11 protein-coding genes are annotated in these 13,771 nt (G+C 70.9%); 8 read left to right on the top strand and 3 right to left on the bottom strand.

The annotated features are described in order from the left end of the window. Positions 1–11 precede the first annotated feature (11 nt). The gene (locus tag IT355_13600; protein MCC7054296.1) at positions 12–926 is read left to right on the top strand and encodes a sulfurtransferase; all 915 of its coding nucleotides are present in this window, start codon (positions 12–14) and stop codon (positions 924–926) included. A gap of 153 nt (positions 927–1,079) precedes the next feature. Here IT355_13600 and IT355_13605 read toward each other — a convergent pair whose 3' ends face one another. From IT355_13605 to IT355_13615, 3 genes are read right to left on the bottom strand one after another with little or no spacing between them, the layout of a single operon-like run. Continuing rightward, positions 1,080–2,888: a hypothetical protein gene (locus IT355_13605; protein MCC7054297.1), complete on the bottom strand. Its 1,809-nt coding sequence runs from the start codon at positions 2,886–2,888 to the stop codon at positions 1,080–1,082. Further along, complete coding sequence (locus IT355_13610) at positions 2,885–3,664, bottom strand: class I SAM-dependent methyltransferase (GenBank protein ID MCC7054298.1); 780 nt, start codon at positions 3,662–3,664, stop codon at positions 2,885–2,887. The genes IT355_13605 and IT355_13610 overlap by 4 nt, the downstream gene beginning before the upstream one ends. Continuing rightward, a complete protein-coding gene (locus tag IT355_13615) occupies positions 3,661–4,644 on the bottom strand; it encodes a glycosyltransferase family 2 protein (protein ID MCC7054299.1) in 984 nt (327 codons plus the stop codon). Before IT355_13615 ends, IT355_13610 begins: the two co-directional genes overlap by 4 nt. A gap of 763 nt (positions 4,645–5,407) precedes the next feature. Between IT355_13615 and IT355_13620 the strand changes: the two genes are divergently transcribed. From IT355_13620 to IT355_13650, 7 genes are all read left to right on the top strand, one after another. Beyond that, positions 5,408–6,235 (top strand): methyltransferase domain-containing protein, encoded by an 828-nt coding sequence (locus IT355_13620; protein ID MCC7054300.1) that lies wholly within the window; start codon positions 5,408–5,410, stop codon positions 6,233–6,235. A gap of 67 nt (positions 6,236–6,302) precedes the next feature. Next, complete coding sequence (locus IT355_13625; GenBank protein ID MCC7054301.1) at positions 6,303–7,382, top strand: hypothetical protein; 1,080 nt, start codon at positions 6,303–6,305, stop codon at positions 7,380–7,382. Positions 7,383–7,549: 167 nt separating this feature from the next. After that, positions 7,550–7,879, top strand: a complete 330-nt coding sequence (locus tag IT355_13630; protein ID MCC7054302.1) for an NHLP leader peptide family RiPP precursor — start codon at positions 7,550–7,552, stop codon at positions 7,877–7,879. After that, positions 7,876–8,433, top strand: a complete 558-nt coding sequence (locus tag IT355_13635; GenBank protein MCC7054303.1) for a CPBP family intramembrane metalloprotease — start codon at positions 7,876–7,878, stop codon at positions 8,431–8,433. The genes IT355_13630 and IT355_13635 overlap by 4 nt, the downstream gene beginning before the upstream one ends. Beyond that, positions 8,430–9,992, top strand: a complete 1,563-nt coding sequence (locus IT355_13640) for a TolC family protein (GenBank protein MCC7054304.1) — start codon at positions 8,430–8,432, stop codon at positions 9,990–9,992. The genes IT355_13635 and IT355_13640 overlap by 4 nt, the downstream gene beginning before the upstream one ends. 47 nt (positions 9,993–10,039) lie before the next feature. After that, entirely contained in the window at positions 10,040–11,299 is a 1,260-nt protein-coding gene (locus IT355_13645) for an NHLP bacteriocin system secretion protein (protein ID MCC7054305.1), read from the top strand. Between the two features lie 31 nt (positions 11,300–11,330). After that, on the top strand, positions 11,331–13,766 hold the full coding sequence (locus IT355_13650; protein MCC7054306.1) for an NHLP family bacteriocin export ABC transporter peptidase/permease/ATPase subunit: 2,436 nt from the start codon (positions 11,331–11,333) through the stop codon (positions 13,764–13,766). Positions 13,767–13,771: the final 5 nt, after the last annotated feature.

Genomic DNA, 13,771 nt, shown 5'->3' on the forward strand with positions numbered 1-13,771 from the left:
TGGGCTCCACGATGCTGCCATTCCGTGCCACCGCGATCCTCGCCTCCGGGTCGCTGCTGTCCATGACCGTCGGCCACGCCCAGCGTCGCGCAGCACCGGCCACCGATCCGGCATCTGGGTTCGTCACGACGCCGGCCTGGCTCGCGAAGCACCTCGCCGATCAGGATGTGGTGGTGATCGAGGTCGTGGACAGCGCTGGGGTGCGACGGGAGCGCATCCCCGGCTCGCGCGAAATGGCGTACGTGCGGATGGTCGTCAGGCGCGACGGGCTCTCCACCGAGTTGCCGAGCGCCGACTCGCTGAAGCAGCTGTTCGAGGGGCTGGGTATCTCCGACCGGACCCGCGTCGTCGCGTACGCCGAGGAAGCACCGATGGCCACCCGGCTGCTGCTGACGCTGGCGAGCATCGGCCACGACAATGCCGCATACCTCGATGGCGGGCTGCCGCGCTGGAAGCGGGAGGGATACGCGCTGAGTACGGGCGAGCCACCCGCACCGACGCGCGGATCCATCACCGTCGCGCCCAGGCCGGCGCTGATCGTGACGTCCGACTGGCTTGGCCCACGCGTGGGCACGCCCGGGCTGGCGCTGGTCGACACGCGCACCACGGGCGAGTACAACGGCACCGGAAACCGGAGCGGCATGCCAAGCGCGGGGCACCTGGCTGGCGCGCAGCAGCTGGAGTGGCAGTCGCTGTTCTCCTCCGAGCGGCCGCTGGAGCTGCGGCGCCGGGACGACCTGCGCCGGTTGTACGCGACGCGGGCGAGGCCGACGGATACCGTCGTCACGTATTGCTGGGTCGGGTATCGAGCCAGCGCGACGTGGTTCGCGGCGCGGCTCCTCGGGTACGATGCGCGGTTCTACGATGGCTCGTACCAGGATTGGAGTCAGCGGACGCTCCCGGTGCGGTCGGGCGGCACGCCGTGACCCGCGCACGCGCACTGCCGGGCGTCGCGGGCATCGCGCAGACGTGAGTCTCGCGTGGCATTCCTGCGCTGATCCGGCGACGGGATGTGGTTCGGATGTGCGCACCACGGGGGACACGCGACGGATAACGGACGTCTCCGCCGCCCGCCGCCCCTACGGCACCGCGCGACCCTTCCACACAAACCAGGGGTAGTCCGCCCTGTCGGCCCTCGGCACGCTGTCCACGACGACCATCTCGCAGTGCCGGGCGCCATGCTCCTCGGCAAAGCGCACGATGCTGCGGGCGTCGGCCGTGTCACCGATGAACGAGGCCCGCTCGCCGCAGGCGGCCGCGATCAGCGGGCGATCCAGGCCGGCACGGGCGGCCGCCCGCCGGTTGCCGGCGAGGTTCGAGCTCCAACCCAGGATGAGCCAGTCGTGGCGATTCAGTGTCGAGTTGCCGCCGATCGGCGACCACCAGTCCTGGGCAGGGGCCGACGACAGCGACGTCACGAGCAGTTCGGGCGCCAGTGCACCAAGTGTGGCGGTCGCCGCACGGCGCTGACGCCAGTGCCGCGGCGCACCGAGCGCGGCATCGAGCAGCGTGCACGCGGACGCGAGCGCCAGCGCGAGCGTGGCACCCGTGACGGCGCGCCGCGACGGCTGCAGCAGCACCACGACGAGGACGGTGGACACCGCGGTCGCCAGCCAGACCGGCTCGTACACCCGCGCAGGTGGAAACTTGGTCAGCACCGCGAGCAACGCGACGATACCACCACCGACACACACCGGGACCAGGGCGGTGACGCCGGCGCGCGTCCGGACGATCGCCGCCACCAGGACCAAGGCGAGGCAGAGCGCGAGGAAGGCGACGTTCAGCACCAGCCGGCCCAGTTTCGACCCGACCGCGACTGGGGCCGGCGGCGATGACGCCGCAGCGGGTGCGGCGGGAACCGCGCCGGCAGCCATCGCGGGCGCACCGACGACACCCTGTGCAGGGATGACAGGACGGCCCGCGACACCGGCGAACCGCAGCCGTAGCCGCGACGCGAGCGTCGCGCCGGACGGAAAGAGGCGGCGGTGCACCAGCTTCAGGTTGTCGTTCGAGAAGACCTGGGGGTCATCCGTCATGAAGTGGTCGAGGAGCCGGATGTCGTTCACGCTCCACACCTTCACCAGGTCCGCACATGCCTGGGGCGCGCAGACCCGCCGGTGCATCCCGAGATCGGTCATGGGCGCGATGAGTGCGAGTTGCTCCGCGCTCGCACGACGCTCGGCAGTGCTGCGCATGAACCACACTCCGTAGGTCCGGACACCGACCACGCCGAGCAGGGCGGCGCCGACCAGCACGGTGCCGGTGATCGCCGTCATGCGATCATGGTGCCGGATGGCCTGCGCGAACAGGATCGGCAGCGCGAGCAGGACACCCAGCACGGCGCCGTCGACGCGGTACATCGCCGCCAGCGCGATGATGGCCAGCGCGACCAGCAGCCGCGGGTCTCGCCACGTGTGCGCCGCCGCAGGCCGGACCCGCGACACCGCGAGCGCGACGCCGGCGAACGCGAGGAGGATCGAGACCCTCGTGTACTGCAGGTGGAGCGCACCGAATGCGAGGATCGTCACGGCGCCGGCCGCCGCGAGGACCTCAGCGCCACCGCCCGTCACCAGCGTGCGGATGGCCGTCCACATCGCGAGCGCGGCGACGAGGACACCGCCGACGAGGCAGATGCCGTACCACTCGATCCCGGGCACCCACGCATACGCCCAGTTCATGGCCGTGCCGAGCACCGGACTGACGTACATCAGGTCCGCCGAGCGCTCACGACCCGCGCCTGCGCCGCTGGCCCAGAGCATCATCTGGAGGTCGTCGTTCGCGTCGAAGCGCATCAACGGCGCCATCAGCGCGAGCCCAGCCAGGATGACCAGCGGCGCCAGGCGGGTCCGCTGCCGCGGTGCGCTGCCCGGGTCGTTCCCGAGCGTCACGGGTGTCGTCCGACCACCGCGAACTGGCCACCGATGGGCAGCCAGCGCAGCAGTCGTTCGACGGGCCTGAGCCCGTAGAGTGCCGGTGGCAGGAACAGGTAGTGGATGACCCGGACGTCCACGAAGCCCGCAGCCTCGAACAACCCGACCGTCTCGCGGTGCGTGAGCAGCACCGCGTCAGCGTCGAACGGACAGGCATCGACCGCGCGCAGCGTCAGCGGGTTGCCCGGGTTGTGCTCGAACATCATGAAGATGCCGTCGCGGTCCAGGGCGTCGAAGATCCGCGCCATCCAGCCCGCCCGCGCCGCCGGGGGGATGTGGTGGAACACGCACGCCGCCACCGCCGCGTCGAAGGTGCCGATGCCTGCCGGCAGCGCCGACTCGGTGCCACGCGCGAACCGCGCGCGCGGCTGGCCCGTGGATGCCGCCGTGGCCGCCGCCCGCTCGATCGAGTCCGCCGAGGTATCGGTGCCCGTCACCTCGGCGTCCGGGTAGACCGTGCAGAGGGAGAACGAGAGGGCACCCACGCCGCAGCCGAAGTCGAGGATGCGGTGCCGTCCCGGCGCGAGCACCTGCCGCAGCACGTCCGCCTTGCGCCTGGCGTAGTGTGCCACGTCACCGCCCACCATCGCAACCGACTTCGCGACCACGGCGTCGTAGTTGTCGGCGTACTGGTCGAACAACTCGGCATTGGGGTCATGCGGCACCGGCGTCGCCGCCGCGTGGGCCCCGTGCTGCGCGGGCGGGAGCGGCCGCGGCGTCGCGGCGTCGCTCATGGGCCGCTCGTGATCGAGATCTGGTCGGCGCCGACGTATGCCCGCAGGTGCTCCTGCACGACGTAGAGGGGGCGCGCCTTCGACTGCATGAAGATGCGGCCGATGTACTCGCCCATGATGCCGAGGGCGATGAGCTGGATGCCGCCAAGGAACATCACGGCGACGAACAGCGCCGCCCAGCCGGGAACCCAGGCATTCGTGAAGATGCGCGCCGTGATCGCGTAGCTCATGCCGCCGAAGGCGATGAGCGCCGCGGCGAAGCCGCACCAGGTGGCGATCCGCAGCGGGCCGGTCGAGAAGCTCGACATCCCGTCGAGCGCGAAGGTGAGCATCTTCGTCAGCGGATACTTCGTGGTGCCGGCGAACCGCGGCTCGCGTGCGTATGGCAGCGGCTCCTGGCTGAAGCCGGCCCACGCGACCATGCCGCGGATGAACCGGTCGCGCTCGGGCATCCGGTTGATGATGTCCACCACCTTGCGGTCCATGAGCCGGAAGTCACCGGTGTCGACCGGGATGCTGATCTCGCTGATCCGGTTGAGGAGGCGGTAGAACAGGGCCGCCGTGGCACGCTTGAAGCGGGAGTCGCCCATGCGCTCCTGGCGCACGCCATAGACCACGTCGATGCCAGCCATCCACCGTTCCACCATGCGTGGAATGAGTTCCGGCGGATCCTGGAGATCGGCGTCGATGAGCACCACGGCATTGCCGCGCGCATGATCGAGTCCCGCGCTGACCGCGACCTGGTGGCCGAAGTTCCTGGCGAAGGTGAGGACCTGCACCTTCTCGCACCGCTGATGCAGTCCATGCAGCAGTTCGGTGGTGCCGTCGCAACTGCCGTCATCGACGAAGATGAGCTCGACCGTGAACTCCGGCCTGTTCCCGAGCACGTGCATCAGCCTCTCGAACGTGGCCATGATCACCTCGGCCTCGTTGAAACACGGAATGACGACGCTGATCAGGGGGTGACGTACACGTGCCATGGGAGAGAGGGACAGTGTGGAGGTGGTCACATCGGCGTGGCTACCAGAACAACAGCGGCGGTCATCCGCCCCGGAGCTATCACGACGGCACGCGTGATTTCGTCTCGGAAGGATGAGGCCGTTTCTACGTCTCCCTGCGTTCGCCTGCCCGGGCATTCGTGCGAACCGGGGCATGGCCGAGCGTAAGTGTCTACTTAGTCGCCAGTGCATCTTCAAGGCGCAGAATGGCCCGTCGCCCAGATATCCAGACAGCCACATCCATTCACTGGCGAGCGCGACCGCACTGAAGAAGTGACGTGTTCGTCTCAGCAGGCAGGATTCACGTCGCTCTTCCCGCGTTCTGAGATGCCCGCCGTGCGCGACCATACGGCAGCACTGCGCGAACCGGCACCTGCACGCCCTCATGTGCACCGGGCCGCCATGACCGCCGCACTGTGCCGCGACACCATCGCGTCGGGGATCACGACGCACGCGCCGTGCTGTCCGCGCAGTCACAGGCGCTGAGTGCGGCGTGCGTGTCACGTGCGTGGAACGCGCGCGCGTTTGCAGCGCGGGCGTCGATGGCACGGCGTGTGCCATGCGGCACCGCGCCGTGGTCGCACGACACCGGCACATGATCCGTGCGTCCCGCACCCGCCTGGACGACAGATGTCACACGCCTGTTTCCGACGGCAGCTTGCCGCCACCGGCACCACGGCGCAGGTTGCGGCAGCTTCAGTGCAGCCATCAGTCGACGCGGTGCCGGCATGCCGCTCACACGGAGGTGACCCTGACCAGCCTGACGACGCCGGCAGGGCACGCGGCGCTGGACGGATCGCGCCGCGATGTCCAGGACGCACTCTACGGACCTGCCAGCCGTCGCCTGCTGCGCGAAGCCGGCATCGGTCCCGACATGCGCGTGCTGGACCTGAGCTCGGACGGTGGCTCGCTCGCGCGGCACCTCGCGATGCTGGTCGGGCCGCGCGGCCACGTCACCGCCTTCGCGCGCAGTGAGGCCGACGCCGCCGGCTGCGCCGCGCGACTGCGTGCCGAGGGCATCACGAACGTGAGCGTCGGGCACGGTGGCATCGAACCTCGCGATGCCACCATGCCGTTCGACGCCGTGGCCGGTCGCTTCGTGCTGCGCGAGCTGCGCGCGCCGATCGAGACGCTGCACCGCCTCATCCCGCGCCTCGCCCCCGGGGGCCGGGTGGTCTTCCTCGAGAAGGTGCTGGCGGTGCCGATCCGCGTCTTTCCACCGGTCCCGGAAGTCGAGAAGGTGGTTGCCTGGATGGATGAGGCGCGGGTGCGCTCGTCGGTGCAGCGCGAGATCGGCGTGCGCCTGCCCGAACTGCTGGAGCGCGCCGGACTGCCGGCGCCCGAGGTGCGCTGCGAGTCGCCGGTCGATTGTGGCCCCGCGTGGCCCGCATGCGACTACCTCGCGGAGCAGCTGCGCGTCATGGAGCCACTGATGGAGCACTTCGCCATCGCCACGCCTTCCCAGCTCGCGCTCGAGACGCTGCCGGCACGCCTCCGAGCGGCCTGCGCACGGTCACCCGGCACGGTGATCCTGCTCGCGCCGATGATTGCCGCCTGGTCGCGGGTGCCGTGATGCCGGTGCCGCGCCACCGCCGTGCGACACCGACGCCGCAGCCCGTGCACGACCCATGAGCGCGCCGGTGGCTCACGCACACCCGTTCTTCGGGCTCGATGCCTCGGTGCAGCACGCGGCACGGCGTCTGCCCGCGATCCTCGCGCCCTCCGCCGCGATCCGCGAGGCCGCGGCGCGCTTCGCCGAGATGCCGGCCGCGCTCAGCAACTGGCTGTACTTCGAGGTGCGCCTCGATGAGCGCCACAGCGCGCAGGTCGACGTGAGCACGCGCATCCGGCGGCCACAGCGCGACCTGCTGCTCACGACGCCGGTGCTCCAGGAGCACGAGTCTCCCGTGCCGGGACTGGCACGCTGGTGGGGCGACGCATCGACGGGTTCCCGCATCATCTCGCAGCTCTGGCTCGAGTTCGACGTCCCGGTGCCGATCCCGTCAGCACCACCGCCCGTGTCGTCCCTACCCGGCATCTTCATCGAACTGACCGCGGCGGCGCGACTCGACGACGCACCCGCGGTGCGCTGCGCGGCCCTGCTGCAGACCCTGCCCCACCTGCTCGGTCACGAACCACCCCCGGCGCTCATCCGCGCCGTGACCCGTGCGGTGGGCGCCCTCCCGCCGCACGCCGACGTGATGTACGTGGGATCGTTCGCGGGCCGCCATGCCGACACGGTCCGCCTCTGCGCCATGCGGATGGCCGATGCGGACATCGAGCCGTACCTGCGGCGGATCGGCTGGCCCGGTGACGCCGCCGCCGTGGGCGCCGAGATCGACACGGTGTGCGCACGCAAAGGCGGGGTGCCGCGCGTTGGCGTGCTCAACATCGACGTCTCGGTCGATGGTGTGCGGCCGCGGCTCGGCCTGGAACTGCCGCTCCCGCGCGCACCGCAGTATCGCGGTGCACTGCCTGATGGCGACTTCCTCGACGACCTCGTCGCGCGCCGGATCGTGGGTGCGGCGTACCGCGATGCGCTGCGGCGATGGCCGGGGGCGGAGCGCATCGCGATGACACATGAGCTCTGGCCGAGTGTCGCCGCCCGCTGCGTGAACCACCTGAAGCTCATCCACGTCCCCGGCGAGCCGCTGGCCGCGAAGGCCTACCTGGCGTGGACGCACCTGCCGGCGGGCAGCGGCGTGCCGGCCGCGCAATAGAGCCAGCGCTCTATCCGATGGACTCCTGCGTCCGCGGCGCGCGCGGCGCAGGCGGTGCCTGAGCGCACCAACTCCATGCGCTGCAACGTCTTGCATGACGCGATCAGCCGGCATGCCGATTGCACCGGGACGGGGGGCACCCTTCGTCAAACATGTCCGGAGTGATCGTGGGCCAAACCAATTCGCACGAATCGCCAGAACGTTCACGTGCGCTGCAAGCCGTGCTGGCGCGCGCGTCCACCGACCGGGATTTCCGGCAGCGACTGCTGGTCGACCCGAAGAGCGCGATCCACGATGCGCTCGGGATCGTGATCCCGCCGACCTTCCGCGTGCGCTTCATCGAGCGTGATCCGAGCGTGGATTCCCTCGTGGTGCTCCCGGACTACACGTCGCCCGACGGTGAGCTCTGCGATGCCGATCTCGAGACGATCGCCGGCGGGACCGACGGCGGCTGGGACGGCGGTGGCAATCCCCCGCCGCCATCCGGCACCTGGTGAGCCGTCCCGGGCGGGCCACGATGCTCCAGGTCGTGGCTCCGCTGCTCGCCATCGCGATCGTGCTGGTGGTCTGTCGGGTGCGCGGGCTTCCGCTGCGCCAGACGCTGGCGCTGCGCCTGCCCACGGCGCGCATGGCGGTCATCTGGACGGTGGCGTTCTGCATCCTCATCGCGGTGGAGGAATGGGTGAGTCGCACGCAGCTGGGCCTCACGATCGATCGATGGGACCTCTCGTCCCCCGCCGTGCAGCTGTCGCTGCGCGTGGTGGCGATGGTCGTGCTGGCACCCGTGGGTGAGGAACTCGTCTTTCGCGGCCTGATGTTCGACCAGGTCAGTCGCGGCGCGGCGGGGGTGTGGGGCGCGGTGGTGCTCTCGGCAGCGGCGTTCGCGGTGCTGCACGGACAGTACGGCGTGGCCGCGTTGTCGCTGATCTTCATCGATGGGCTCTTCCTCGGGGCCGCACGCGCCGCCAGCGGGTCGGTGCTGCTCCCGATGGGCCTGCACGCGCTGGGCAACGCCTACGCGGCGGCACAGCGGTTGCGGGTCGTGTCATGAGCCACATGCATCGCGCCACCACCGTCCCGCGGCGCGTCGCGGCACTGCTGCTCGTCGGTGCGCTTGGCACCAGCGGCGCGGCAGCGCAGGCGGCAATCGACGGGCCGATGACACTCGAACGCGTCATCGCGACCGCACTCAGCGCCAGTCCGTCGATCCGCCTGAGTCTCTGGCGTGCCGACATTGCGCGTGGTGCGGTGATCGCGGCCGGCGCGCCATTCGACAACGTGCTGGCCACCGACGCCTCGATGGTGCAGGATCACCAGCTGAGCCTCACGAAGCCCGACGACGTCGGCAGCGTGGGCACCAGCATCCTTGGCACGTCGTCGAACCACTACAGTGCGGGCGTGTCGCGGCGGCTGCGGTCAGGCTTCGTGCTCACGCCGCAGGTGGGGCTGGTGCAGCGGCGCGTGGCGGGCACGCCGCTCGCCGCGTCGAGCTCGGCGACGCTCGGCCTCGGCGTGGCCATCCCGCTGCTGCGCGACCGGCTGGGGCGTGTGGTGCGCGCCGGCGAGCGCGCGGCCGAGGTCAGCTTCACCGCGGAATCGCTCGAGGTGAGCTTCACGCGCGCGCAGACGGTGTACGCGGTGGTGGTGGCCTACTGGCGCTACGTCGGGGCTGCGGCCACGCGCGCGGCACTCGAGGATGCCGAAGCGCGCGCGCGGCAGCATGTCCGCGAGACCGAGGTGCTGATCGCCGCCGACGAGCGCGCGCCCGCAGACCTCAAGCAGGTGACGGCGAACCTCGCCACGCGCCGCGTGGCCAGCCTGGCGGCGCGCCAGACGCAGCTCGAGGCGTGGCGCCAGGTGGTGGTCACGGCCGGGTTCCCCGCCACCGACGCGATCCTCGCGCCGCCGCCGGCCACCGACCTGCCGCCACTCCCCGCGGCCGACGACTCGCTCTCGGGCGCCGCGCTGGCGGCCCTGGTGCGCGACGGGCTGCAGCAGCGCAGTGACGTCGCGGCGGCGCAGCGCCGCCGGATGGCCGCGAGCATCGATGCGGAGGCGGCGGCGGGAACGCTGCGCCCGCGCCTCGACCTCGTGAGCACCATCGGCTACGCCGGCCTCGCGCCAGGCGGCAACCGGCTGCTGGATCCGTTCGGCGCACAGTCCGCGCGCCCGAACCTCTCGCTGGGCATCCAGTACCAGCTCCCGACGCGCAACCTGGCGGCGCGCGGCACCGCGCTGCAGGCCGAGGGCGTGCTGCGGCAGTCAGAGATCGCGGAGCGTGACATTGCGCGGCAGGTCGAGGCCTCGGTGCTGGTCACGGCGCAGGGTGTCACGACACGCCGGGCGGCGCTCCGCGAGGCCACCCTCGCGGTGAGCCTCTCGCGCGACGCGCTCGACAACGAGATGCAGCGGTTCCGGCTCGCCTCGTCCACGATCTTCGAGGTGCTCCAGTCGCAGGACGCACTGACCAATGCGCTGCTCAACGAAGTGAATGCGCGGGTGGCGTACGCCACCGCGATCGCCGACGTCCGCTTCGCCGCCGGCGGGTTCGGCGCGTCGGGCCGCAACGCGGCGGAGCGGGATGCTGCAACGGCGGTGACGCCGCCATGACGACCTGTTGTCCTCCCTGACGGCCTGCATCCCATGCCCCGCGTCACATGAACCCGCCCGTCTTCCGCAAGATCGCGCTGGAGCGGCTCTCCTCACCGGAGCAGCTGGACCAGCTCACGCAGGTCACCACGCCGCGCGGCTGGATCGCGCTCTCCGCCTTCTACCTGCTGCTCGTCACCGGCGTGGTGTGGAGCTTCGCCGGCCGGTTGCCCGAGAAGGTCACGGGGAACGGCATCCTCGTGAAGACGGGGGGCGTGCTGACGGTCGTGCCGGGGGCCGGCGGCCGCGTGGTGGACATGGCGGTGACGGTGGGTGACACGGTGTCCGAGGGGCAGGTGGTGGCACGCCTCGAGCAGCCGGAGCTGTCGAACGAGCTGCTGCAGTCGCAGTCGGCGCTGACGGAGCTGCGGGCCCGGCATCGCCAGCTGGTGAGCAGTGGCACGCAGGACCTGGGCCTGCAGTCGCGCTACGTCGACCAGCAGCGCGTGATGACGCAGCAGTCGATCGAGGCCACCGAGCGCGCCGCCCGCGGCCTCGCCGAGAAGATCGATGCACAGGAGAAGCTCGTGCGGCAGGGACTGCTCACGCGCAGCACCCTGCTCTCGTCGCGGCAGCAGTACGACAACCTGGAGCAGACGCTCAGCAGCCATCGCAGCGAGCTCACGAAGCTTGCCGCACGCGCCCTCGAGCTGCGCGACGGGCAGGATCGCGACTCCTCGGCCAGCGCCTTCAAGGTGCGTGAGCAGGAACAGCGGGTGGCACAGCTCGAGCGCGACTTCCAGGAGCGTTCGGTGGTGCGATCACCTTACACCGGCCGCATCCTCGAGCTGATGGTGGAGACGGGCGACGTGATCGGGCGGGGCGAGCCGATCATGAGCCTGGACCTGTCCGGCCGCGCCGTGCAGGACCTGGAGGCGGTGATCTTCGTGCCGCCGGTGGATGGCAAGCGCATCAAGCCCGGCATGACGATCCAGATCGCGCCCTCGACGGTGAAGCAGGAGGAGTTCGGGCTGATGCTCGGGCGCGTGACGTACGTGTCGGACTTCCCGGCCACGCCGAAGGGCATGCTGCGCGTGCTGAAGAACGACCAGCTCGTGAGCGGGCTGGCACAGGGGCGTGCGCCGTACGAGGTGCGCGCCGACCTGCTGGTGGATCCGGCGACGGTCAGCCGCTACAAGTGGTCGTCATCCGGGGGGCCACCGATCCGGATCCAGAGCGGCACGCTGGCGCTGGGCAACATCGAGGTGGCCTCGCGCCGGCCGATCGAGATGGTGATGCCGATCCTGCGTCGGGCGCTGGGGCTGTGATGGCGCGCCTCCATGAGCCGCAGGATCGCGCATGACGCCCGACGACGCGGCACCGGCTGACGACGGCGCGCTGTCCGACGAGGCGCTGGGCGAGGCGGCGGGAGGGGTCGGGGGTGCCGACCTGCTCGAGCCGCCCACGGCGCGCGACACGGCGCGCCGCAGCATCGGCCGGCGCGCGCTCGACTGGCGCCCGACACGGGCCCCGCACCGCGATCCTGCGGCGCCGGCGCCCGCCGTGCCGCACGTCCGCGTGTCCACGCCGACGGTGCTGCAGATGGAGGCCGTGGAGTGCGGCGCCGCGGCGCTGGCGATGGTGCTCGCGCACCACGGGCGCATCGTGCCGCTGGAAGAGCTGCGGATGGCGTGCGGCGTGTCGCGGGACGGCAGCAAGGCGAACAACGTGCTGCGCGCCGCGCGCACGTACGGCATGAACGCCAAGGGCTTCCGCAAGGAGCCGGGCGAGCTGCGCACGATGGCCGTGCCGATGATCGTGCACTGGAACTTCAACCACTTCGTGGTCTTCGAGGGCTTCAAGGCCGGTCGCGCGTACATCAACGACCCCGGCATGGGGCCGACGAGTGTCACCGAGGAGGAGTTCGATCAGGCGTTCACCGGCGTGGCGCTCACCTTCGAGCGCGGCCCGGAGTTCACCCGCGGCGGCACGTCACCCAGCCTGCTGGCCGCGCTCGGACGGCGCCTGACCGGCGCGCGGCTGGCGCTGGTCTTCGTGGTGCTGGCCGGCCTCGCCCTCGTGCTGCCGGGCGTGGTCGGCCCGACGTACCAGCGCGTCTACGTCGATGCGATCATCGTCAAGGGGGCGCGCGACTGGCTCCGGCCCCTGCTGGTGCTGATCGGGATCACGGCGCTCATCAGCGCCGGCCTCACCTGGCTGCAGCAGTACTACCTGCTCCGCTTCGAGACGAAGCTCGCGGTCGACACGTCGGGCCGCTTCCTCTGGCACGTGCTCCGTCTGCCGGTGGAGTTCTTCACGCAGCGCTACGCCGGCGAGATCGGCGGGCGCGTGGCGATCAACGACAAGATCGCGAAGCTGCTCTCGGGCGAGCTGGCCACCACGCTGCTGAACGTGACGGTGATCATCTTCTACGCCGCGCTGATGCTGCAGTACGACCTGCTGCTGACGGCGATCGGCGTGACGATGGCGTCGTTCAACCTCCTCGCGCTGCGGTTCGTCTCGCGGAAGCGCGTGGACCTGAACCAGCGGCTCGGGCAGGAGCGCGGCAAGGCGATGGGGGCGGCGATGGGTGGCCTGCAGACCATCGAGACGCTGAAGGCGTCGGGCGCCGAGTCGGACTTCTTCGAGCGCTGGTCGGGCTACCAGGCGAAGGTGGTGAACTCGCACCAGCAGTTCCAGCTCCACACGCAGCTCCTGGCCGCGGTGCCGCCGCTGCTGGTGGCGATCAACACGGCGCTGATCCTCGGCATCGGCGGCCTGCGCGTCATGAACGGCGCGCTGAGCATGGGCATGCTGATCGCCTTCCAGTCGCTGATGTCGATGTTCCTGTCGCCGGTGACGCGCCTGGTGACGCTCGGCAGCACGCTGCAGGAGGTGAAGGGGGACATGAACCGGCTCGACGACGTGCTCGGCGCGCCGCGTGACCGGCATGCCGACCCCGACGCCCCCGACGCCTCGCCGCATCCGGGGCGGGCGCAGCCGGCCAGCGCCACGCGCCCGCCCGCCGACGAGCTGACGCCGGTGGACCTCGTGAGCGGGTCGCCGCAGTGGAAGCTCAGCGGCGCGCTGGAACTGCGCGGGATCACCTTCGGCTACAGCCGGCTGGACCCGCCGCTGATCCGCGACTTCAGCCTCACCCTGCAGCCCGGCAGCCGCGTGGCGCTGGTGGGTGGCTCGGGGTCGGGCAAGTCGACGATCGCGAAGCTCGTGTGCGGGCTCTACACGCCGTGGTCCGGCGACATCATGTTCGACGGGTTCCAGCGCGGCGAGGTGGCCCGCGCACTGCTCGTGAACTCGGTGGCCGCCGTGGACCAGGAGATCTTCCTCTTCGACGGGACGATCCGCGACAACATCACGATGTGGGACAGCGGCGTGCCGGATGCCGACGTGATGCGCGCCGCCAAGGACGCCTGCATCCACGAGGACGTGATCGCGCGCCCGAAGGGCTACCTGAGCCACGTCGAGGAGGGAGGCCGCAACTTCAGCGGCGGCCAGCGCCAGCGCCTCGAGATCGCGCGCGCACTCGTCGGCAACCCCTCGATGCTGGTGCTCGACGAGGCCACCAGCGCGCTCGACCCGTCCACCGAGCAGCGGATCGACGATCAGCTGCGGCAGCGGGGCTGCACCTGCCTGATCGTGGCCCACCGGCTCAGCACCATCCGTGACGCCGACGAGATCATCGTGCTGGAGCGCGGCGTGGTGGCCCAGCGCGGCACGCACGACGAGATGGCCGCCGTGCCCGGCCCCTACCGCGACCTCATCGGCCATGAGTGACACCG

The sequence above is a fragment of the Gemmatimonadaceae bacterium genome, from assembly GCA_020851035.1.
In the GTDB taxonomy this organism is placed as follows: domain Bacteria; phylum Gemmatimonadota; class Gemmatimonadetes; order Gemmatimonadales; family Gemmatimonadaceae; genus JACMLX01.

What these genes read in the sequence shown, in the direction of transcription:
- IT355_13600 (MCC7054296.1), top strand. Translation starts at nt 12, where the DNA reads ATGCTGCCATTCCGTGCCACCGCGATCCTCGCCTCCGGGTCGCTGCTG.
- IT355_13610 (MCC7054298.1), bottom strand. Translation starts at nt 3,664, where the DNA reads ATGAGCGACGCCGCGACGCCGCGGCCGCTCCCGCCCGCGCAGCACGGG.
- IT355_13615 (MCC7054299.1), bottom strand. Translation starts at nt 4,644, where the DNA reads ATGGCACGTGTACGTCACCCCCTGATCAGCGTCGTCATTCCGTGTTTC.
- IT355_13640 (MCC7054304.1), top strand. Translation starts at nt 8,430, where the DNA reads ATGAGCCACATGCATCGCGCCACCACCGTCCCGCGGCGCGTCGCGGCA.
- IT355_13645 (MCC7054305.1), top strand. Translation starts at nt 10,040, where the DNA reads ATGAACCCGCCCGTCTTCCGCAAGATCGCGCTGGAGCGGCTCTCCTCA.
- IT355_13650 (MCC7054306.1), top strand. Translation starts at nt 11,331, where the DNA reads ATGACGCCCGACGACGCGGCACCGGCTGACGACGGCGCGCTGTCCGAC.